This is a genomic window from Ferrovibrio sp. (assembly GCF_019636075.1).
GTDB lineage: Bacteria > Pseudomonadota > Alphaproteobacteria > Ferrovibrionales > Ferrovibrionaceae > Ferrovibrio.
Window position 1 is genome coordinate 15,518 of record NZ_JAHBYG010000030.1, and the last position, 21,587, is coordinate 37,104.

Annotated in this window: 22 protein-coding genes; 15 read left to right on the forward strand and 7 right to left on the reverse strand. The window is 63.1% G+C overall.

All coding sequences use genetic code 11. The features are described from left to right. Positions 1-153: 153 nt before the first annotated feature. From urtA to glpK, 13 genes are all read left to right on the forward strand, one after another. Positions 154-1,425: an urea ABC transporter substrate-binding protein gene (gene urtA / locus KF827_RS13015; RefSeq protein ID WP_291006150.1), complete on the forward strand. Its 1,272-nt coding sequence runs from the start codon at positions 154-156 to the stop codon at positions 1,423-1,425. A gap of 237 nt (positions 1,426-1,662) precedes the next feature. Further along, positions 1,663-3,516 carry an urea ABC transporter permease subunit UrtB gene (gene urtB, locus KF827_RS13020; RefSeq protein WP_291006154.1) on the forward strand — a complete coding sequence of 618 codons (1,854 nt, stop codon included), beginning with the start codon at positions 1,663-1,665 and terminating at the stop codon, positions 3,514-3,516. A gap of 50 nt (positions 3,517-3,566) precedes the next feature. Then, positions 3,567-4,700: an urea ABC transporter permease subunit UrtC gene (gene urtC, locus KF827_RS13025; RefSeq protein ID WP_291006257.1), complete on the forward strand. Its 1,134-nt coding sequence runs from the start codon at positions 3,567-3,569 to the stop codon at positions 4,698-4,700. 2 nt (positions 4,701-4,702) lie between these two features. Beyond that, positions 4,703-5,497 (forward strand): urea ABC transporter ATP-binding protein UrtD, encoded by a 795-nt coding sequence (urtD, locus tag KF827_RS13030; protein ID WP_291006159.1) that lies wholly within the window; start codon positions 4,703-4,705, stop codon positions 5,495-5,497. 3 nt (positions 5,498-5,500) lie between these two features. Next, on the forward strand, positions 5,501-6,196 hold the full coding sequence (gene urtE, locus KF827_RS13035; protein WP_291006162.1) for an urea ABC transporter ATP-binding subunit UrtE: 696 nt from the start codon (positions 5,501-5,503) through the stop codon (positions 6,194-6,196). A gap of 27 nt (positions 6,197-6,223) precedes the next feature. Further along, positions 6,224-6,526, forward strand: a complete 303-nt coding sequence (locus KF827_RS13040; RefSeq protein WP_291006165.1) for an urease subunit gamma — start codon at positions 6,224-6,226, stop codon at positions 6,524-6,526. 13 nt (positions 6,527-6,539) lie between these two features. Then, complete coding sequence (locus tag KF827_RS13045) at positions 6,540-6,872, forward strand: urease subunit beta (RefSeq protein ID WP_291006168.1); 333 nt, start codon at positions 6,540-6,542, stop codon at positions 6,870-6,872. Between the two features lie 3 nt (positions 6,873-6,875). Continuing rightward, positions 6,876-8,645 carry an urease subunit alpha gene (gene ureC / locus KF827_RS13050; RefSeq protein ID WP_291006171.1) on the forward strand — a complete coding sequence of 590 codons (1,770 nt, stop codon included), beginning with the start codon at positions 6,876-6,878 and terminating at the stop codon, positions 8,643-8,645. 3 nt (positions 8,646-8,648) lie between these two features. Further along, positions 8,649-9,236: an urease accessory protein UreE gene (locus tag KF827_RS13055; protein WP_291006173.1), complete on the forward strand. Its 588-nt coding sequence runs from the start codon at positions 8,649-8,651 to the stop codon at positions 9,234-9,236. Beyond that, positions 9,229-9,915, forward strand: a complete 687-nt coding sequence (locus KF827_RS13060) for an urease accessory protein UreF (protein WP_291006176.1) — start codon at positions 9,229-9,231, stop codon at positions 9,913-9,915. The genes KF827_RS13055 and KF827_RS13060 overlap by 8 nt, the downstream gene beginning before the upstream one ends. Then, complete coding sequence (gene ureG / locus KF827_RS13065) at positions 9,912-10,526, forward strand: urease accessory protein UreG (protein WP_291006179.1); 615 nt, start codon at positions 9,912-9,914, stop codon at positions 10,524-10,526. The genes KF827_RS13060 and ureG overlap by 4 nt, the downstream gene beginning before the upstream one ends. A gap of 56 nt (positions 10,527-10,582) precedes the next feature. Then, positions 10,583-10,825, forward strand: coding sequence for a DUF1272 domain-containing protein (locus tag KF827_RS13070; RefSeq protein WP_291006182.1), 243 nt, complete (start codon positions 10,583-10,585; stop codon positions 10,823-10,825). Next, positions 10,825-12,312 carry a glycerol kinase GlpK gene (gene glpK / locus KF827_RS13075; RefSeq protein WP_291006186.1) on the forward strand — a complete coding sequence of 496 codons (1,488 nt, stop codon included), beginning with the start codon at positions 10,825-10,827 and terminating at the stop codon, positions 12,310-12,312. Before KF827_RS13070 ends, glpK begins: the two co-directional genes overlap by 1 nt. Here the strand turns inward: glpK and KF827_RS13080 are convergent. From KF827_RS13080 to KF827_RS13095, 4 genes are all read right to left on the reverse strand, one after another. Then, positions 12,309-13,364: a hypothetical protein gene (locus KF827_RS13080; RefSeq protein WP_291006189.1), complete on the reverse strand. Its 1,056-nt coding sequence runs from the start codon at positions 13,362-13,364 to the stop codon at positions 12,309-12,311. The genes glpK and KF827_RS13080 overlap by 4 nt on opposite strands. 39 nt (positions 13,365-13,403) lie before the next feature. Beyond that, the gene (locus tag KF827_RS13085; RefSeq protein ID WP_291006192.1) at positions 13,404-14,246 is read right to left on the reverse strand and encodes an SDR family oxidoreductase; all 843 of its coding nucleotides are present in this window, start codon (positions 14,244-14,246) and stop codon (positions 13,404-13,406) included. 105 nt (positions 14,247-14,351) lie between these two features. Further along, a complete protein-coding gene (locus KF827_RS13090; RefSeq protein ID WP_291006195.1) occupies positions 14,352-15,350 on the reverse strand; it encodes an LLM class flavin-dependent oxidoreductase in 999 nt (332 codons plus the stop codon). 112 nt (positions 15,351-15,462) lie between these two features. Continuing rightward, entirely contained in the window at positions 15,463-16,602 is a 1,140-nt protein-coding gene (locus KF827_RS13095) for an amidase (protein ID WP_291006198.1), read from the reverse strand. A 200-nt stretch (positions 16,603-16,802) separates the two neighbouring features. Between KF827_RS13095 and KF827_RS13100 the strand changes: the two genes are divergently transcribed. Further along, positions 16,803-17,567 carry a sulfite exporter TauE/SafE family protein gene (locus KF827_RS13100; protein WP_291006201.1) on the forward strand — a complete coding sequence of 255 codons (765 nt, stop codon included), beginning with the start codon at positions 16,803-16,805 and terminating at the stop codon, positions 17,565-17,567. A 3-nt stretch (positions 17,568-17,570) separates the two neighbouring features. Here KF827_RS13100 and KF827_RS13105 read toward each other — a convergent pair whose 3' ends face one another. Next, positions 17,571-18,572, reverse strand: coding sequence for a class I SAM-dependent methyltransferase (locus KF827_RS13105; RefSeq protein WP_291006204.1), 1,002 nt, complete (start codon positions 18,570-18,572; stop codon positions 17,571-17,573). Between the two features lie 265 nt (positions 18,573-18,837). Between KF827_RS13105 and arfB the strand changes: the two genes are divergently transcribed. Continuing rightward, complete coding sequence (arfB, locus tag KF827_RS13110) at positions 18,838-19,260, forward strand: alternative ribosome rescue aminoacyl-tRNA hydrolase ArfB (protein WP_291006207.1); 423 nt, start codon at positions 18,838-18,840, stop codon at positions 19,258-19,260. A 7-nt stretch (positions 19,261-19,267) separates the two neighbouring features. Here arfB and KF827_RS13115 read toward each other — a convergent pair whose 3' ends face one another. Continuing rightward, entirely contained in the window at positions 19,268-19,993 is a 726-nt protein-coding gene (locus KF827_RS13115; RefSeq protein WP_291006210.1) for a response regulator, read from the reverse strand. Beyond that, positions 19,990-21,558 (reverse strand): ATP-binding protein, encoded by a 1,569-nt coding sequence (locus KF827_RS13120; protein WP_291006213.1) that lies wholly within the window; start codon positions 21,556-21,558, stop codon positions 19,990-19,992. The genes KF827_RS13115 and KF827_RS13120 overlap by 4 nt, the downstream gene beginning before the upstream one ends. Between the last annotated feature and the right edge of the window lie 29 nt (positions 21,559-21,587).

Genomic DNA, 21,587 nt, shown 5'->3' on the forward strand with positions numbered 1-21,587 from the left:
ATGGGAATCGTTTTTTGCGACTGCGAAATCAAGACTCTAGCTGGCTTTTGAAGATGAGGCGGGCGGATTTCTCCGGCTTGGCATGGCCCTTGCGTTTCCCAATCCCGTTGGCCGGGCCCGGGGGGGCACGGCATACCACAGGAGAGGGAATACATGGGACGCTTCCTGAAAACAGTCGCGGCGGTAAGCTTGGCCGTCGCCGGTTTCGCCGGCGTGGCGCAAGCGCAGGACACCATCAAGGTCGGTGTGCTGCATTCGCTGAGCGGCACCATGGCGATTTCGGAAACCACCCTGAAGGACACGGTCCTGATGATGGTGGACGATCTCAACAAGAAGGGCGGCCTGCTCGGCAAGAAGGTGGAAGCCGTGGTGGTCGATCCGGCCTCCAACTGGCCGCTGTTTGCCGAAAAAGCCCGCGAGCTGATCTCTAAGGAGAAGGTTTCGGTGGTGTTCGGCTGCTGGACCTCGGTGAGCCGCAAGTCGGTGCTGCCGGTGTTCGAAGAGCTGAACAGCCTGCTGTTCTACCCCGTGCAATACGAGGGTGAGGAAAGCTCGCGCAATGTGTTCTACACCGGCGCCGCGCCGAACCAGCAGGCGATTCCGGCCGTGGAATACCTGATGAGCAAGGAAGGCGGCGAGGTGAAGCGCTGGGTTCTGGCGGGCACCGACTACGTCTATCCGCGCACCACCAACAAGATCCTGGAATCCTTCTTGAAGTCCAAGGGCGTCAAGCAGGAAGACATCATGATCAACTACACGCCGTTCGGTCATTCCGACTGGCAGACCATCGTGGCCGACATCAAGAAGTTCGGCGCCGCTGGTAAGAAGACCGCCGTGGTTTCGACCATCAACGGCGACGCCAATGTGCCGTTCTACAAGGAACTGGCCAATGCGGGCATCAAGGCGTCCGACATCCCGGTGGTGGCTTTCTCGGTGGGTGAGGAAGAACTGGCGGGTATCGACACCTCCAACCTCGTCGGCCATCTGGCCGCCTGGAATTACTTCCAGTCGGTGAAGAGCCCGGTGAACGATGCCTTCATCAAGCAGTGGCAGACCTTCATCAAGAGCCCGAAGCGCGTGACCAACGATCCCATGGAAGCCACCTATATCGGCTTCAAGATGTGGACCCAGGCCGTGCAGCAGGCCGGCACTGCCGATGTGAATGCCGTGCGTCAGGCCATGTATGGCCAAAAGGTGCGTGCGCCGGGCGGTTTCGTCTCGGTGATGAACACCAACCATCACCTGTCGAAGCCGGTCTATATCGGCGAAATCCGCCCCGATGGCCAGTTCAACGTGGTGTGGAAGACCAAGGGCCCGGTGAAGGCCGATGCCTGGTCCAAGTTCATCCCGGAAAGCGCCAAGCTGACCGCCGACTGGACCTATCCCTGGGTTTGCGGCAATTGCGAAAAGCCGAAGTTCAACTGATCGCATAGCGTAACGCTCTTGCGGCGCCTCTCCCCGATATCATGCGGGGAGAGGATGCCGCGAAAGCAGCCTCCGGACTAGAACTGACACAAGATGCGAGTAACCGCCGTGGCCCAGAGTCGCATGCTGCCAGTCCGTCGCCATTTGCTTACCCGCTATTTGCTTGTTCTGGGATTTGTGCTTTTTGCCGCCTTGGCGAACCCGGCATCGTCCCGCGCACAATCCTTGGCAGATGCGTTGTCGGGCCTGATCGGCTCGGACCCCAAGGCCGCTGCAACCGCGCTGGCTGCCAGCGACGACGACAAGGCCAAAGCCGCGCTTGCCGCCCTGATGCAGGGCAAACTCTATAAACGCCTGTCCGATGATGCGGTGGTGATCGCCGAGCCGGATGGCGATGATTTCGTGATCACCAACGCCGCCACCGGCGATGTTGAAGATATGCTGAAGGCCGCCGATATCGAGGCCATTGCATTGGACGATAGCGTGAAGGCCGAACTGGCCGCCGCTGGGGTTTCCGCTGAAGCCAAGGATGATACGCCGGCCGATTTCGCCGCCGCCGTGAATGGCCTGATCGCCGATAGCTTTGCCGCCAAGGGCAAGGCGATTGAATATCTCACGGGCTTGAGCGACCCGCGCGCCGTGCCGGTGTTGCGCGCACTGGCCGATGGCCGCCTGTTCACGCGCAAGACGGATGGTGCCGTGGTGATCGCCGAACGCAGCGGTAACGAGCAGAGCCTGCTGCTGGCTACCACCCTGGAATCAGCCGGCAATGCCAGCAATGCCGAACTCGATCCCGTGGTGGTGAACAACAATCTGCGCATCGCGCTGCGCGAATCCGTGGCCCGCCTGGGCCTGCTCAGCCCCGATGCCGGCCTGCGCCGCGATGCCGCCCGCGCCTTGCTCGGCAATGCCACGCCCGATGCGGTGGCATTGTTGCGAGAGATCTGGCCGAAGGAAACCAATGCCGCCGCCAAGGCGACCATGGGCCGCGCGCTGGCCGCCGCCGATCTGGCCGATCCCGCTACCGACAAGAATCGCAAGATCGCCGCGGTGGATACCTTGTCTGGCGCCACCGATCTGCAGGTGCGTTCGCTGCTGCAGGGGCGTTTGGCGCAGGAGCAGGATGCCGATGTGAAGGCCGCGCTCGAGGCCGGGCTGAAATCCGTGCAGCGCAAGCTGTCCGTGATCGGCTGGGTGGCCAACCTGTTCCAGGGCATCAGCCTGGGTTCGGTTCTGTTGCTGGCCGCCATCGGTCTGGCCATCACCTTCGGCGTGATGGGCGTGATCAACATGGCCCATGGCGAAATGATCATGCTGGGCGCCTACAGCACCTATGTGGTGCAGGAAATCTTCCGTGCCTTCCTGCCGCCCAACCTGTTCGATCTTTATCTGGTGGCGGCGCTGCCGGTGGCTTTCCTGGTGGCCGCAACCGTGGGCGTGGGCATCGAGCGCGGCGTGATCCGCTTCCTCTATGGCCGTCCGCTGGAAACCATGCTGGCCACCTGGGGTATCAGCCTGATGTTGCAGCAGGCGGTGCGCAGCGTGTTCGGCGCGCCCAACAAGGAAGTGGCCAATCCCAGTTGGATGACCGGCTCCTTCGAATTGATCGGCGGCTTCGATATCACCTGGAACCGTCTGATCATCATCGTGTTCTGCTTCCTGGTGCTGGGCCTGATCGCGCTGATCCTGCGCCGCACGGAATTCGGTTTGCATATGCGTGCCGTCACCCAGAACCGCGCCATGGCCAGCGTGATGGGCATTCCCACGGCGCGGGTGGATGCGCTCACCTTCGCGCTCGGTTCCGGCATTGCGGGCATGGGCGGTGTGGCGCTCAGCCAGATCGGCAATGTGTCGCCCAATCTCGGTACAATCTACATCGTGGATAGCTTCCTGGTGGTGGTGTTCGGCGGCGTGGGCAGCCTGATGGGCACTCTGGTGGGGGCCATGTCGCTGGGCGTGATCAACAAGATTCTCGAGCCGGTGGCCGGTGCCGTGCTGGGCAAGGTTGTGGTGCTGGTGGCAATCATCCTGTTCATCCAGAAGCGGCCGCGCGGCCTGTTCGCCGCCAAGGGCCGTTCGGCCGATGCTTAAGGAGAATAGGCGTGCGTGACGATCTGCTTCCTCTCGCCAAGCCGGCGCCGCTGCTCGATCGCCGTGGCTGGGCGGTGTTCCTTGCCGTCGGCTTCATCCTGATCGTGCTGGTGCCGCTGCTCAACCTGCTGCCCGGCAAGACCAGCGCAATCCATCTGCCGGATTACCTGATCCCGCTGCTTGGCAAATATGCCTGCTATGCCATCCTGGCGCTCAGCCTGGATCTGGTTTGGGGCTATGCCGGCATTCTCAGCCTGGGCCACGGCGCTTTCTTCGCGCTGGGCGGCTATGCCATGGGCATGTATCTCATGCGGCAGATCGGCAGTCGCGGCGTTTATGGCAATGCCGAATTGCCCGATTTCATGGTGTTCCTGAACTGGAAGGAACTGCCCTGGTATTGGTATGGCTTCGACAGCTTCCCGTTTGCCATGCTGATGGTGGTGCTGGCGCCGGGCATCCTGGCGCTGGTGCTGGGCTGGTTCGCCTTCCGATCCCGCGTCACCGGGGTTTACATCTCCATCGTCACCCAGGCGCTCACCTTCGCGCTGATGCTGGCCTTCTTCCGCAACGATATGGGTTTCGGCGGCAATAACGGCCTTACCGATTTCAAGGAAATCCTGGGCTTTCCGGTGCAGTCGCCCGATACCCGGATCGGGCTCTATATCGCGTCCGTGGTGGCGATGGGCCTGTGTTTCCTGCTCTGCCGCTTTGTCACGCTGTCCAAGCTGGGCCGCGTATTGCTGGCGGTGCGCGATGCCGAAAGCCGGGTGCGTTTCTTCGGCTATTCGGTCACCAATGCCAAGCTGTTCGCCTTCACGCTTTCTGCGGTGCTGGCCGGCATTGCCGGTGCGCTCTATGTGCCGCAGGTGGGCATCATCAATCCGGGCGAATTCTCGCCGGCCAATTCCATCGAGATCGCCATCTGGGTGGCGGTGGGCGGGCGCGGCACGCTTTATGGCGCCATGCTGGGCGGCGTGTTGATCAATCTGGTGAAAACCTGGCTCACCGGCGCGGCGCCGGAATTGTGGCTGTTCGTGCTGGGCGCGCTGTTCATCGCGTCCACCCTGCTATTCCCCAAGGGTGTGGTGGGCATGGTGGGGCAGGTGAAGGCCAAGCTGGCCCAGCGTGCGGCCTTTGCCGAGGCCGACAAAAAACCCGCGCCGGGTTCTGCGGGGGGAGAATAGCCATGCAGGAGGAATTGCAGGCCGGCCTGGATCCCACCATCGCCGAGAAGCCCCGGGTATCCGATAGCCAACTCTATCTCGATGGCGTCAGCGTCGCTTTCGATGGGTTCAAGGCGATCAACAACCTGTCGCTGATTGTGGCGCCGGGCGAATTGCGCACGGTGATCGGTCCCAACGGCGCCGGCAAGACCACCATGATGGATATCATCACCGGCAAAACCCGGCCCGATCAGGGCGAAGTGATGTTTGCCGGCCGTATCGACCTTACCAAGCTGGATGAAACCGCCATCGCCAATCTGGGCATCGGGCGCAAATTCCAGAAACCCACGGTGTTCGAGAATCTCACGGTGTTCGAGAATTTCGAACTGGCGTTGAAAAGCGCGCGCGGGGCCTGGCACACGTTGTTCGGCCGGCTGAATGGCGAGGCGCTGGATCGGATTTCCTGGGCGTTGAATACCGTGGGCCTGCGCGGCCGCGTCACCGATCTGGCCGGCAGCCTCAGCCATGGCCAGAAGCAATGGCTGGAAATCGGCATGCTGCTGGTACAGGACACGCAGTTGATCCTGCTGGACGAGCCGGTGGCCGGTATGACCGACGCCGAAACCGCCGCCACCGCGCAGTTGATTTTGCAACTGGTGGGCCAGCGCACCTTGGTGGTGGTGGAGCATGACATGGAATTCGTGCGCGATCTGGGCGCGCGGGTCACTGTGCTGCATGAAGGCCGTGTGCTGGCCGAAGGCAGCCTGGATCAAGTGCAAAACGATCAACGTGTGATCGAAGTCTATCTGGGGCGCTAGGCCATGCTCGAAGCCAACGGCATCAATCTGTATTACGGCGCCAGCCATGCCTTGCGCGATGCAGGCATCAAGGCCGAAGCCGGCAAGATCACCTGCGTGCTGGGCCGCAATGGCGTGGGCAAAACCTCGCTGATGCGTGCCCTGGTGGGGCTGCAGCCGGTGCGTTCAGGCAGCATCATCTGGGAAGGCGAGGATATCGCCAAGCTGAAGCCCCATGAGCGGGCCCGGCGCGGCATTGCCATGGTGCCCCAGGGCCGTGAGATTTTTCCGCGCCTCACGGTGCAGGAAAATCTCGAAACCGGCATGGCGCCGCTCAAGCGGGCCGACAAGCGTATCGACGACGAAATCTTTGCCCTGTTTCCGATTTTGCATGAAATGCGCAACCGGCGGGGCGGCGATCTTTCGGGGGGTCAGCAGCAGCAGCTTGCGATCGGGCGGGCCTTGGTCACCCGGCCGCGGCTGTTGCTGCTTGACGAACCCACCGAGGGCATCCAGCCCTCCATCATCAAGGATATCGGCCGGGTGATCCGCGAATTGGCCAATCGCGGCACCATGGCCATCGTGCTGGTGGAGCAGTATTTCGACTTCGCCCGGGCGCTTGCCGATAGTTTCGTGCTGTTGCAGCGCGGCGAGGTGGTGGTGTCGGGCGGCGCGGAGGCTATGGATAGCGAGGCGGTTCGCGGCTATCTTACCGTCTAGTTTCGAGCAACCGGGAGGCCAGGGCGCATGAATCTCACGCCCCGCGAGAAAGATAAGCTGCTGGTGGCCATGGCGGCCATCGTGGCACGGCGCAGGCTGGAGCGCGGTATCAAGCTCAACCATCCCGAGGCCGTGGCCCTGATCACCGATTACGTGGTGGAAGGTGCGCGCGATGGCCGCAGCGTTGCCGATCTGATGCAGGCAGGGGCCAAGGTGATCACCCGCGAGCAGGTGATGCCCGGCATTGCCGAGATGATCCATGAAATCCAGGTGGAAGCCACCTTCCCTGACGGCACCAAGCTGGTGACCGTGCATCATCCGATCCGCTAAGGGAGGCAGCATCATGATCCCTAGTGCCTTCATTCCGGGTGAAGTCATCACGCCGCCCGGCGATATCGAACTGAATGCCGGCCGCCCCACCGTTACGCTGGATATCGCCAATACCGGCGACAGGCCGATCCAGGTGGGCAGCCATTATCATTTTTTCGAGACCAATCCGGCGCTGAAATTCGACCGTGCCAAGGCCTATGGCTGCCGGCTGGATATCCCTGCCGGCACCGCCGTGCGGTTCGAGCCGGGCCAGACCCGCTCCGTGCAATTGGTGGCGTTTGCCGGCGCGCGCGCGGTGTTCGGGTTTCGCGGCGAAGTGCAGGGCAGCTTGAAGGCGGAGGCATAAGCCATGGTCAACCGCATTTCCCGTTCGGCCTATGCCGGCATGTATGGCCCCACGGTGGGCGACAAGGTGCGCCTGGCCGATACCGAATTATTCATCGAGGTGGAAAAGGATTTCACCGCCACGCCGCCGGTGGCCGCCGGAAAACCGCGCGCCGATGGCTATTCGGCAAATGTGCCGCTTTATGGCGAGGAAGTGAAATTCGGCGGCGGCAAGGTGATCCGCGACGGCATGGGCCAGAGCCAGCGCACCAATGCCGAAGGTGCCGTCGATACCGTCATCACCAATGCACTGATCCTGGATCATTGGGGCATCGTGAAGGCCGATATCGGCCTGAAGAATGGCCGCATCCATGCCATCGGCAAGGCCGGCAATCCCGATATACAGCCCGGCGTCGATATCGTGATCGGCCCCGGCACCGAGGCGATTGCCGGCGAGGGCAAGATCATCACTGCCGGCGGCATCGATGCGCATATCCATTTCATCGCGCCGCAGCAGATCGAGGAAGCGCTGTATTCCGGCGTCACCACCATGATGGGTGGCGGCACCGGCCCGGCGGCGGGCACGTCGGCCACCACCTGCACGCCCGGCCCCTGGCATCTGATGCGCATGCTGCAGGCCGCCGAGGCGTTTCCGATGAATCTCGGTTTCTTCGCCAAGGGCAATGCCTCGCTGCCCGCCGCGCTGGAAGAGCAGATTCTGGCCGGCGCCTGCGGCATGAAGCTGCATGAGGATTGGGGCACCACGCCGGCTGCCATCGATAATTGCCTCAGCGTAGCCGAGCGGTTTGATGTGCAGGTGGCCATCCATACCGACACACTGAATGAGTCGGGTTTCGTGGAAGACACCATCGCCGCCTTCAAGGGCCGCACCATCCATGCTTTCCACACCGAGGGTGCAGGCGGCGGCCATGCGCCCGATATCATCAAGGTGGCGGGCATGCCGAATGTGCTGCCCAGTTCCACCAACCCCACCATGCCCTACACGGTCAACACCGTGGACGAGCATCTCGATATGCTGATGGTCTGCCACCATCTGGATCAGAAAATCCCGGAAGACGTGGCCTTCGCCGATAGCCGCATCCGGCGCGAGACCATAGCGGCGGAAGATGTGCTGCACGATCTCGGCGCGTTTTCCATGATGTCGTCGGATAGCCAGGCCATGGGCCGGGTGGGCGAGGTGATCATCCGCACCTGGCAGACCGCCGACAAGATGAAAAAGCAGCGCGGTCGGCTGCCCGAAGAGTCTGGCGACAACGACAATATGCGCGCCAAGCGCTATATCGCCAAATACACCATCAATGTGGCGCTCGCCCAGGGCATTTCCAAGCATGTCGGTTCGGTGGAAGTGGGCAAGCTGGCCGATCTGGTGATCTGGTCGCCGGCCTTTTTCGGCGTGAAGCCGGATATGATCCTGAAATCCGGCTCGATTGCCGCCGCCCCGATGGGCGACCCCAATGCCTCGATCCCCACGCCGCAGCCGGTGCATTACCGCCCGATGTTTGCCAGCTTCGGCCGCAACATGGTGCAATCCAGCGTGATCTTCGTATCCGAAGCCGGGCTGCAATCGGATATCGCCAGCAAATTCGGCCTGTCGCGCCCGCTGTTGGGGGTAAGCGATACACGCTCCGTGCGCAAGCAGGATATGGTGCATAACAATTATCAGCCGCATATCGAGGTAGATTCCGAAACCTACGAGGTGCGGGCCGATGGCAAGCTGCTCACCTGCGAACCGGCCAAGGAATTGGCCATGGCGCAACGCTACTTTTTGTTCTGAGCCATGATCCGTGCAAACCAGGTGATTGCCGCAGGTGGTTGGCCGCAGGCGGAGAAACGTGACAGCATCACCCTGCCGCATCATGACCGTTTCCGCCGCCGCATAAGACTGAAGGCCGATGGCGGGTTGGATTTCCTGCTCGATCTGGCCGAGGCGCGCGTGCTGCGCCAGGGCGAGGGGTTGAAGCTGGATGATGGCGGTTATGTGGAAGTGATCGCAGCGCCCGAAACCCTGATCGAAATCACCGCCCATTCGCCCGGCGAATTGGCCCGTCTGGCCTGGCATCTGGGCAACCGCCATCTGCCGGCGCAAATCGAGGCCACGCGGATTCTGATCCGCGATGATCATGTGATCGTGGATATGCTGAAAGGTCTCGGTGCCGATGTCCGCAAGGTGGAAACCGCCTTCGATCCCGAAGCCGGCGCCTATGGCCAGCATAATCACGATCCCGGCCATCCCCATGGCCATGGCTCGTATTATCACGATCATGGCGATGGAGTTGCGCATAGCCATGCGCATGATGGTGGCGGGCATAGTCACGCGCATGGCGACCATGCCCACGACCATAAGCATGCCCACAAATATGATTGACCAGGCCGGCCTGTATCGCCTGTTGGCCTGGCTCAGCCCGGCCTATCCGATCGGCGCTTTCAGTTACAGCCATGGCGTGGAATATGCCATCGAAGCCGGGTTGATCCGCGACCGCATTACATTGATCGCATGGTTGCAACATCTGCTCGCCCATGGCGCGGCCTGGGTGGATGCCGTGCTGCTGCGCGAGGCCCATGCGGCGGCAATGGCTGAAGATGCCGATGCCTTGGATACGCTGGCCGATCTCGCCATTGCCTGGCGCGGCACGGCGGAAACCGCATTGGAAAGCAGCCAGCAGGGCGGCTCGTTCCTCACCATCACGCGCGCCGCCTGGCCGCATCCATGGCTGGAGGATTTTGCCGCGCGCCGGCAGGATCGCGGTGTGGCCCTGCCGGTTGCGCTGGGTGTGGCCGGCGCGGCCTATGGCATCAGTATCGCGCCGCTGATCGGCGGTTATCTGCATGCCTTCGCCGCTAATCTGATTTCGGCCGCCGTGCGCATCGTGCCTTTGGGCCAGACCGATGGCCAGAAGGCGCTGGCGGCTTTGGCGCCCCTGGTGGATGCCCTGGTGCTGCGGGCGCTCGAACAGGATATGGCAAGGCTTGCCACGGCGGCGCCGATGGTGGATTGGTGTTCCATGCGTCACGAAACGCAATATACGAGGCTGTTCCGCTCATGACCGAAAAAACTCCCCTGCGCGTAGGCATCGGCGGCCCGGTCGGCTCGGGCAAGACCGCCCTGGTCGAACGGCTCTGCCGCCACATGCGCGAAGACTGGAATATCGCCGTCGTTACCAACGACATCTACACCAAGGAAGATGCCGAATTCCTCACCCGTGCCGGCGCCCTGGTGCCCGAGCGCATCATGGGCGTGGAAACCGGCGGCTGCCCGCATACCGCCATCCGCGAGGATGCTTCGATCAATCTTGCCGCCGTGGCCGATATGCAAAAGCGGTTTCCCGGCCTGGATGTGATTTTCGTGGAAAGCGGCGGCGATAATCTGGCCGCCACGTTCAGCCCGGAACTCGCCGATATCACCATCTATGTGATCGACGTTTCGGCCGGCGACAAGATTCCGCGCAAGGGCGGCCCGGGTATCACGCGCTCGGATCTGCTGGTGATCAACAAGATCGATCTTGCCCCGCTGGTCGGTGCCTCGCTGGACGTGATGGACCGCGATGCCCGCAAGATGCGCGGCGCCCGGCCCTTCATCTTCTCCAATCTCAAGGCCCAGAACGGCGTGGCCGAAGTGGCCGATTTCGTACTCAAGGCCGGCGGACTGAAGCAGTAAGCTCTTCCGTCGGCTATGCCGCCTTGCTAGCATCCGCCCAATCAAGGGAGGATGCCATGCTGGAATTGCGCCCCTGCTGCGAATGCTGCGGCACTGATCTGCCACCCGATAGCCGGGCGGCGATGATCTGTTCGTTCGAATGCACCTTCTGCGCCGATTGCGCCACGGGTACGCTGTCGGGCCGCTGCCCCAATTGTGGCGGCGAGTTGCTTCGCCGCCCGGTTCGCCCGGCCGAGAAGCTGGCGAAATTCCCGGCCAGCGTTGAGCGCAAGGTGAAGCCGCAAGGCTGTGTAGCATAATGACTGCGCGTCACGTCATCGCCATAGATCAAGGCACCACATCCAGCCGCGCCATCGTGTTTGATGCCGAGGGCGATATCAAAGGCCTGGCACAACGCGAATTCCCGCAGCATTACCCCGCCGATGGCTGGGTGGAGCATGATCCGGAAGATATCTGGCGCGATGTGCAGACCGTTTTGCGTGAAGCTCTGGCGGCGGCCAAGTTGCGACCGCAGGATATCGCCGCCATCGGCATCACCAATCAGCGCGAAACCACTGTGGTGTGGGAACGCGCCAGCGGCCAGCCGATCCATCGCGCCATCGTGTGGCAGGATCGTCGCACCGCCGATCTGTGCAAGGCCTTGCGCGATGCTGGCGCGACGGAACTGGTGCAGGGCAAGACCGGCCTGCTGATCGATTCGTATTTTTCTGCCACCAAGATCGCCTGGATTCTCGATCATGTGCCCGGCGCACGGGCGCGGGCCGAGCGCGGCGAGCTTTGCTTCGGCACCATCGATTGCTTTCTGCTCAATCGCCTGACGGCTGGCCAGGTGCACGCGACGGACGCCACCAATGCCTCGCGCAGCATGCTGTTCGATATCCATCGCCAGGATTGGGATGACGAACTCTGCCGGCTGTTCCGCGTGCCGCGCGCCATCCTGCCGCGTGTGCTGGATTGCAGCGGCGAATTCGGTGCGCTCGCGCCCGATATCCTCGGGGCGTCGATTCCGATCACCGGCATGGCCGGCGACCAGCAGGCCGCAACCGTGGGCCAGGCCTGCTTCCAGCCCGGCATGATGAAAAGCACCTACGGCACTGGCTGTTTCGCCCTAGTCAATACCGGCGAGCGCGCCGTGCAGTCGCAGCATCGCTTGCTCACCACCGTGGCCTATCGGCTGAATGGCAAAACCAGCTATGCCCTGGAGGGTTCGATTTTCATTGCCGGCGCCGGCGTGAAGTGGCTGCGCGATAAGCTCAAGATCGTCAGCAACGCGGCCGAAACCGCCGCCCTTGCGGCATCCGTGCCCGATGGCCATGGCGTTTATGTAGTGCCGGCTTTCGTCGGCCTCGGTGCGCCCTATTGGGATGCGCAGGCGCGCGGTGCCATCCTCGGCCTCACGCTCGATTCATCGGCGGCGCATATCGCGCGCGCCATGCTGGAAGCCGTCGCTTATCAAACCCGCGATCTGACCGATGCCATGGCCGCCGATGGCGCATCTTCTCCCACGGCGCTGCGCGTGGATGGCGGCATGGTGGCGAATGACTGGCTCTGCCAGTTCCTGGCCGACATGCTGAATATCCCGGTCGAACGCCCCAGGGTGATCGAAACCACAGCGCTTGGCGCGGCCTATCTCGCCGGCCTTGCCACCGGCGTTTATGCCAGCCTGGATGCGGTCGGTTATGCCTGGCGCTGCGAGCGCCGCTTCGAACCGCGCATGACCAACGGCCAGCGCGAAGCCTTGCTCGGCGGCTGGAAAAAAGCTGTGACGCGCGTGTTGAGCAGCTAAAGCAGCGCCGCCCAAAGCCGCGCCACGGCCTCGGGCATGTAATGCGCGTCGATCATCGTTTGGCCGGCGGCGATGCGCGGCGGGATGGCGGCGGGATCGTGCAATGCTGCAAGCAGGGCTTGGCCTAGTTGCGGGCCGACATACCCATAGGCGGCCAAATCCCGATAGCTGGCGATGTCATGCGCCAGGAAATACCGCCCGGCCTGCAAGGCTTGCAAGGCGCGGTTGTTGCTCTTGCCTGCCACCAGCGCATCCTCGGCATTGAACGGCAGCAGCACGGCATCGCAATCGTTCAATGCAGCTTCCAGCGCCGGCAACGACCAGTTTTCCGCGCGCAGGTTTATCTGCGGCGTTTGCAGGCTTTGCAGGATATCCGCCGGCAAGGCCTCGCAGAGCAGCAGGAGATTTAGCGGCCGGTCGAGTTTTGCCAGATCGTCGTGCAGCAGCTTGCGCAAGGCATCGGCATGGCTGCCGAACGTGCCGAACCACAGCAGGCGCGGCACGGCACCGGGCGCGAAGCGCGGCTTCCGGCGCGCCACTTCCACCGGATCGGGAATGGCGATCACCTTCGGTGCTTCATGGCCCAATGCATCGCGCAGCAGATCGGCTAAAGCCGGCGTGGGCGCCACCAGTAGATCAACGCTCAGGCAAAGCCTGCGATACAGAGCTTCCGCCGCTATTGCCGCCTGGTCGCCTGTGCGGGCCGCTAGATGCGCACGATAGCCGGGGCCGACTTTCAGGTCCGATACATCCAAAGCCACGCGTTTGCCAGCCTTGCGGTGGCGCGCGATGAAATCGAACAGCCTGGGCCAGTAATCGCGGCCCTGGCTGGGCGCCAGCATCTGCTCCTTGGGCTGCATGATCACGATGCAGTCGGCTTCTGCCAGGCCGGATTGTTGCACGCCGCTGTAATCGGCCAGCGCGGCAGCGATACCCATTTCGTTCAACGCCTGGGCGGGCAGGGCGGCGCGATAGCGCGCGCTGGCCAGGCTGATACTGCCGGCAAGTTCCGAGCGGGCGGCGAAGGGGATGAAGAGCAGGCGCGATGTCATGCCGCTATCGAAGCATGCCGGCGGCCGTTTCGGAAGCCTTCACGGATTGCGGAAATAGTCCGGCTTGCCGGTGGTCCAGATTTCGCCCCAATGCTGCGAGCCGCCGTCGATGGTGATCACCGCGCCGGTCATGTAGCTGGCGGCCGGGCTGGCAACATAGATGCAGGCTTCGGCGATCTCCTCGGCGCTGCCCACATCCATCAGCGGGTTGCAGCGCATGTAGCTGGCCACGGCTTCCGGCGAATAGACTTTCCAGCCATCGGTGCGCACCAGGCCGGGCGCCACGCAATTGACGCGGATGCCCAGCGGCCCCCATTCCACCGATACGGCATTGGAAAACGCGATCACCGCCGAGCGCGCCGCCAGGGTATGCGCCACGCCATGCAGGCCGCGCGGCTCTACCACCACATTCACGATCGAGCCGGGATGTTTGGTATCGCGCCACAGCCGGGCTGCGGCCTGCATCATGTGGAATGTGCCGTTCAGGTTGGTGTTGATAACGGCATTCCAGCCTTTTTCGGAATAATCGATGGCGGCTTGCGGAAACTGTCCGCCGGCGGAATTCACCAGGATATCCGGCGGGCCCAGCGTATCGTTCAGCCAGGCATAAAGCGTATCCACCTCGGTGCGATTGCGCACATCCACACTGCGGCAAACCGCCTTGCCGCCTGCGGCTTCGATTTCGGCGCGCACGGCGTCTAGTTTGGCCTCGGTGCGGCCCACCAGCACCACCTGTGCGCCCAGTTTGCCGGCCAGCCGCGCGGTGGCGCCGCCCAGCCCGCCGCCAGCGCCGGAAATCAGCACGGTATTGCCTGCCAGCAGGTCGGCGGCGAAGGGAATTTTATTGGGGCGCGGCGGTAATTTTATCGGCTGATCGGACACGCTTCTCTCCCACGCGCCTGTTATACGATCTGGCGCCTGACCGATTATAGCGTGAGGATTTTTATGCCGACAAGCGGGGTGCTGGCCTGATTCATGCTGCCGCCTTCAGGCTGCTGCCCTCAGGCCGGCATGGGCCTCGGCGATCAATTCATAAGACCGTAGCCGGGCCTTATGGTCGTAGATGTCAGACACGATCATCAATTCATCCACGCCGGTTTCCGCCACGAAAGCCTTGATACCATCGCGCACGGTTGCCGGATTGCCCACCACCGAGCGGGCCAGCCAGCGCTTCACCTCGGCCTTTTCCGCCGGGCTCCAGAAGCTTTCGATATCGTCGATGGGCGGATGGCTAAGGCCGCGTGCGCCGCGGAAGATATTGGTGATGGAAATCTGCTGCGTGGTGGCCAGCCGCCTGGCTTCCGCATCGCTGTCGGCGGCGATGATGTTGATGCCCGCCATGGCATGGGGCCGATCCAGTTGTTCCGAGGGTTTGAAGCGGGCGCGATAGATCGCCAGCGCATCCAGCAATTGCCCCGGCGCGAAATGCGAAGCGAAGGCATAGGGCAGGCCCAGCTCGGCGGCCAGCATGGCGCCGAACGTGCTGGACCCCAGAATCCATAACGGCACATTGGTGCCGGCGGCGGGCACGGCGGCGATGCGCTGGCCCGGCTGCGGCGGGGCCAGGAAGGCCTGCAATTCCAGCACATCCTGCGGAAACCGATCGGCGCTTTCAGGATCGCGGCGCAAGGCGCGCAGGGTGAGCTGGTCGGTGCCGGGTGCGCGGCCCAATCCCAGATCGATGCGGCCGGGATAAAGCCGTGCCAGGGTGCCGAATTGCTCGGCGATCACCATCGGTGCATGGTTGGGCAGCATGATGCCGCCGGCGCCCACACGGATCTTCTTGGTGCCGCCGGCGATATAGCCGATCACCACCGAGGTGGCGGCGGATGCGATGCCGGCCATGTTGTGATGCTCGGCCACCCAGAATCGCTGATAGCCCCAATCCTCGGCATGGGCTGCCAGGTCGCGGCTGTTGCGCAAAGCGCCGCCGGCATCGGTTTCCTGGGTCACCCGCACCAGATCGAGAATCGAAATATCAGCCATGGCCGCTCTGCCCTGCCTCTGCGTTTGAACCTGTGGTTAGCCTATATAGGGGCCTTGGCCAGGATATCGAGAGATAGCAGGGCGGTTCCAGGGCCCGGGCGCTCGATGGGCGCTAAAATCCATGCAGGGCGAAATCCAACAAGGCTTCGTCCTGGCCCGGGCCCGCCAGGATGCTCAGCCCCAGCGGGCAATCCTGCCAGGTGGCCAGTGGCAGGCTGATGGCAGGCAGGCCGGCATGGCCTGCCACACAGCAGAGCGTGAGTGCCTTGCGATAGAAATCTGCGATGGCATCTGCCGGGCTGTTCAGGGTCAGTGCGGGGCCCGGTGCGCTGGGCAGCAGCAAGGCGGTGCCCGGCGGCAGCATTGCCCGCAATCTGGCGGCAAAGGCCAGGCGCAGCGGTCGATATTCGGCGGCCTGTGCGTCGCCGATCGCCAGCGCATCGGCAAAGCGCGGCGCGATGGCGGGGCCGAAACGCGGCCGCACGCTGCTGATCAACGATCCCAGCGAAGCTTTTATGTCTGCGCCTTGCAGCACGCGATAGGCTTCCAGCAGCACAGCTTCCTGGCCTTCATACACGCTTGTGGCTTCGCCGTATTTTGGCAGGGCGGCGGCAATCGCGGGCGGCAGCAAAGCATAGGCATCCTGGGCCCAAAACAGGCGGCGGATCGGTGTTGCGGTTATGCCTGCATTGCCCAGCAGCAGCCTGCCGGCGGCGGCTAGGATGGCGGCATCCGGCGCCAGCAGGCCCACGGTGTCGTAGCTCGGCGCGAAGGGAAGCACGCCATCCAGCGGAATGCGGCCATGGCTGGGGCGATAGCCATACAGACCGCAAAAGCTGGCCGGCACCCGCACAGACCCGCCGGTATCGGTGCCCAGCGCGAAATCCGCCAGGCCGGCCGCCACCACCGAAGCCGAGCCGCTGGAGGAGCCGCCGGGCAACCGCCCGGGGCAACGCGGATTGGGCGGCGTACCGTAATGGGCATTCTCGCCTTCCAGGCTGAAAGCCAGCTCATCTGTGATGGTTTTGCCCACCAATCGCGCACCGGCTGCCAATAGGCGCGCAACCACGGGGGCGTGATCGGCCACCGGCGGTCGCAAAGAGGCCCAATCGGGATTGCCGCCGCCGGTAACCCGACCGGCCACATCGATCAGATCCTTCACCGCAAAGCGCAATCCGTCCAATGCGCCGCTGGCCGTTGGCGCAATGTCGAAAACACCACCAGGCACGAATCCTGGCGAGGCGGTGGGCATGGTGATCCTCCCTGGGATACCAGATGGCAAAGGCCATTCTGAATCCAGATGGGGTGTTGCAATCGCTATGCCAAGGGCCGGGGCTGCTATCTGTCGGAGATATCTTGGGGGCATATCCTGGGCCGCAATGCTTTGGTCAATACCGAAGCATTGCCACGGCCTGCCGGGTATAGAATGTTGATCGTCTCAAGGGGGGCAGCATGCTTGCCGTTTTTCCAGGGCTCGATACGCCCGCTTTGCTGTTTTTCGCTTTTGCCGTGCTGCTGCTGGCAGGCTTCGTGAAAGGCGTGATCGGGCTCGGCCTGCCCACCATTTCCGTTGGGTTGCTGGGGTTGATGCTGGCCCCGCTGGAAGCGGCGGCGCTGCTGCTGATACCCAACCTGGTCACCAATTTGTGGCAATTGCTGATCGGGCCCGACCTGCGTGGCCTCATCCGCAGGCTTTGGCCGATGCTGGCCGGTATTGTTGTGGGCACCCTGCTTGCGGCGGCCTGGTTTCCGCTCGGCGGCGCAGCCTGGGCCACGCCGCTGCTCGGCCTGGCGTTGTTCGTTTATGCCGGCCTGGGGCTGCTGGCCATCCAGCTTGCTGTGCCGGCGCGGCAGGAAGGCTGGGCCGGGCCGTTGGTGGGCCTGTCCACCGGCGCGGTTACCATCCTCACCGGAGTATTCGTGCTGCCGGCGGTGCCCTATCTGCAAGGCTTGCGTTTACAGCGGGATGACTTGGTGCAGGCGCTTGGCCTGTCGTTCCAGATATCCACGCTGGCCCTGGCCGCCGCCTTGCTCTGGCAGGGCGATTTCCGCATGCCGCAGGCCGGCGCATCGCTGCTTGCCCTGCTGCCGGCTCTGGGCGGTATGCTGCTGGGCCAGGCTTTGCGCAGCCGGATAGGCGCGCTGGCTTTCCGGCGCGCCTTCTTCGGTGGCCTGCTGCTGCTGGGCAGCTATCTGATGTTGAAAGCCCTGCTCTAGGCGCTACTCGGCCGCGTTGCGGCCCAGACGCGGCATGGCTTTGCCGGCATTGGCGGATTTCGGCTTGCTTGCCGCGCGCGGCGTGCTCAGGCGCGGCCGGCGGCCGTAATTGCGGTTCATGCCGCTGCTCACCGAAACCAGCTTGTTGATTGGGCTGCGGCGGATTTCCGCTTCCGGGCGCGAGCAGAAGAGTTCGGCATGGAACAGCCCCTCGGCTTCCTTGGCGGTGGGGCTGATGCCGCGTTGCGCCAGGGCATCCAGCGTGCCGCGCATTTCCTCCTCGTCGCGGAAGCGGCGCTGCACGAAGCTGGCGCCCTCGAACTTCTCCGTCACCAGCCCATATTGCTGCAAGGTGGCGGCGATCTCGCCGTAATCGAACATGCGCAGCACGAAAGAGGCCACCCAGGGCGCCATTCCTGCCGCGTTTCCGGCTGCGCAAAGCGCCAGCTTCTCGAAGGTCTTTTGCGTCACATATCCCACGCAGCCGGTGGAAACGATCAAGTCCACCTTGGCCAGGGCGGCCGCCATTTCGGGCGGCACCGCCTGATTCTCCAGGTCGGCGGCAAAACCGATATCCAGCATGCCGCAGCCTTGCGCATAGCGGATGGCGGGTTCGGAGATATCCAGGCCGATCACGGTGATGTCGCGGCGCTTCGGCCAGGAAGCGTAGTAATGCCGGTCCATCTCCAGCAATTGCGCGGGCTCCAGCGGCTGGTGGCCCAGGCTATCATAGCGTTCGGTAAGCTGATCGTAACTCACGCGATATTTCATCAAGGCGGCATTGATGCCGTAGGAACAGCCGAGATCCAGCACGGTGATCGGTCCGCCCTTGGCGCGCTGGCGGGCTTCGATCAATTGTTCGAAGATCGGCCGTGCCAGATGCGGAATGCTGTAGCCCAATGCCCCCAGGGTGCGAAAATAACTGCGCGGATCAGGCTGCACATAGATGCTGCTGAAATCTGCCTTGGCCGCATTGATTGCGGAAAATTCCTCGGTTGCCGACATATATCTGGTCTCCCCTCATGAATACGCAGTCGAAAAACGCCGATCCAACCCGGTTATGGCTAACCGGCCTGAAGCCCGAAGTTGGGCGATGAAGTTTTATGTTTGCGTGGCGAGGATAACCCGATGATTCCAGCATCGCAAACCGGAATGGCCGAAATGGGCAAATGTTAGCGGCATCGCCCTTTTTTGTTCGTTTGCGGTAAACGGCATGGTCGAAAGCAGAACTTCGCTTGCACCCATACGCTGCGCTGACTAATTTGACGCCATGATCACGGTGACGCGCTCGATTCATCTCGCCGATAGCGAGATTCAACTCAGCTTCATCCGAGCCTCGGGCCCGGGCGGGCAGAATGTGAACAAGCTGTCCAGCGCCGTGCAATTGCGCTTCGATGTGGCCAACTCGCCGTCATTGCCGGAAGCCGTGAAGGCGCGATTGATTCCGCTGGCCGGCCAGCGCCTGACCAATGACGGCGTTTTGGTGATTACCGCGCAAACCCAGCGCAGCCAGGAGCGCAACAAGGCAGAGGCGATCGAGCGGCTGGTTGCGTTGATCCGCGCCGCCGCCAAGCCGCCGGTGCCGCGCCGGCCCACCAAGCCCACCAAGGGTTCCAAGCAGCGCCGCATGGATGGCAAGGCCAGGCGCGGCGCGGTGAAAAGCCTGCGCAGCAGCAAACCCGGCCTGGATTGAACGCCGGCTAATCCTCGGCTGTCACCAGGGTGAGTTCCTGCTCGGCATTCAGCAGGCGATAGCCCACGCCCAGTTCGGTGGCGATATAGCGCGGCCTGGTGGGATCGGGTTCGATCTTGCGGCGAAGCTTGCGCATGAAGATGCGTAGATAATGCACATCGCCCACATGCTCGGCGCCCCAGCCATGGCGCAGCAGTTGATCATGGGTCAGCACCTTGCCGCTATGGCGCGCCAGATGGCTCAATAATTTGTATTCCATCGGCGACAGCTTCACCATCTGGCCCCGCATGGTAACGATGCGATGCGCCAGATCGACGCTCAAATCGCCCAATGTCACCATCGGCTCTGCCTCTTGCAGATTCTGCCGGCGGCGCAAGGCGGATTTCACCCGCGCTACGAATTCCGCCATGCCGAAAGGCTTTACGATATAATCGTCGGCGCCGAGTTCGAAAGCGCGCACCTTCTCGGTTTCGCGGGCCCGCACCGACAGGATGAAAACCGGCACGCTGCTCCATTCGCGCAGGCGGGCCAGCACATCCAGCCCGTCCATGTCGCCGAGTTGCAGATCCAGCACGATCAGATCGGGCAGAACGATGGTGGCCTGCTGCAAGGCCGTGGCGCCGCTTTCCGCCTCGCTCACCGCAAAACCATGCACGCCCAGGCCGGTGCGCAGGAAGCGCCGGATCGCCACTTCGTCGTCCACCACCAGAATCCTGGTGCGCGTCTCGCTCATGCTTCGCTCCCATGAATCGCACTGACCGGCAATATGATGCGGAAGGTCGCGCCCCGGCCTTCGCCTTCGCTGATTGCCTGCAGGCTGCCGCCATTGGCCTCCACGAAGGCGCGGGCAATCGCCAGGCCAAGCCCCTTGCCGGGCGGGCGCGGCGCAATCGCTTCGCCATCGGGCGGATGTTCGGCGCGGTGAAACGGTTCGAAGATGCGTTCCATATCGGCGGCATTGATCCCGATGCCGCGATCGCTCACATCCAGAATCACCCTGCCGTCATCCTGATGCGCGCCGATCCGCACGATGCTGCCCGGCGGTGAATATTTGGCGGCATTTTCCAGCAGGTTATCCAGCGCATGCTGCAGCATCAGGCTATCCACCGTCAGCAGCGGCAGGGTCATCGGCAGCGCCACTTCCAGGCGATGCGCCCGCAGCATATGTGCGCCGTGATGCAGGGCGGCCTGCACCAGATCGGCCAGTTCCACGCTTTCGGATTTCGGCAATAATTCGCCGGCGCGGATCTGCGACAGGTCCAGCAGCTTGGCGAAGTTTGAATCCAGCCGCAGGCATTGTTCGCGGATGCTGTCCAGCAACTCGGCGCGTTCGGCCTCGCCGCAAAGCGTGCCGAAGCTTTCCAGGGTGGAGGCGGCCCCCATGATGGCGGCCAGCGGCGTGCGCAGGTCGTGGCTGATGGCATCGATCACCGCTTCGCGCAGGCGCTTGGTGCGGCGTTCCACGCGGCTGTCTTCCATTGCGGCGGCCAGATGGCCGCGATGCAGGGCCGATGCCGCCTGATCCAGCAAAGCGGCCAGGAAGGCGGGCTGAGCCTCGGCATCATCCTGCAAGGCCAGCATGCCAAGCGCTTCGCCGCCCTGGTTCAGCGGCTGGCCGATATGCAGCAGGTGAAAGCTCCAGCCATCGCCCTGGCTTTGTTTGCGCCCATCCTTGGTTTGCAGGAAACCGGCCCAATGGCGCTGAGCCTCAACCATGGCCGGGCGCTCCGGCCCTTCCGAGGCCACCAGCGCCAGCAGTCCGGCCTGCGGTTCATACAGGTTGGCCGAAGCTTTGCCCCGCGCCTGCTCCACGATGGCATTGGCGATTGCCTGCGGCTCGGCGGCATCGGCCAGTTTGCGGCTCAGGCTTTGCAGCCGGGCCATGTCGTCGGCACGGCGGCGGGCCGCCATGGCCTGTTGGCGCGCAAAGGCCGCCATCTGGCTCATCGCTATGCCCACCAGGGTGAAGATCACCAGATCGAGGAATTCGCGTGGGTCGTCCACGCGGAAATTCGGCACCGGCTCGTAGAAGAAGAAACTGGTGGCTGCCAGTGTCAGCAAAACCGCCAGGATCGAAGCCAGCATGCCCCACACCACGGCGCAGATCACCACCGCCGGCAGGAAGATCACCGAAACATGCTTGAGATTGAGCCACACATCCAGGCCATGGGCGATCAGGCCGGAGGCGCCGATCAGGCAGGTGCACCAAAGGATGGCGCGCGCATTCAGCCACGGCTTGTCGCGCACCGAGGTGCTCCAGTTCGAGCCGTAAAGGAAATCCACCACCTGCATAAACATGGCAGTGCGTCCGCCTAAAAATGCCATTA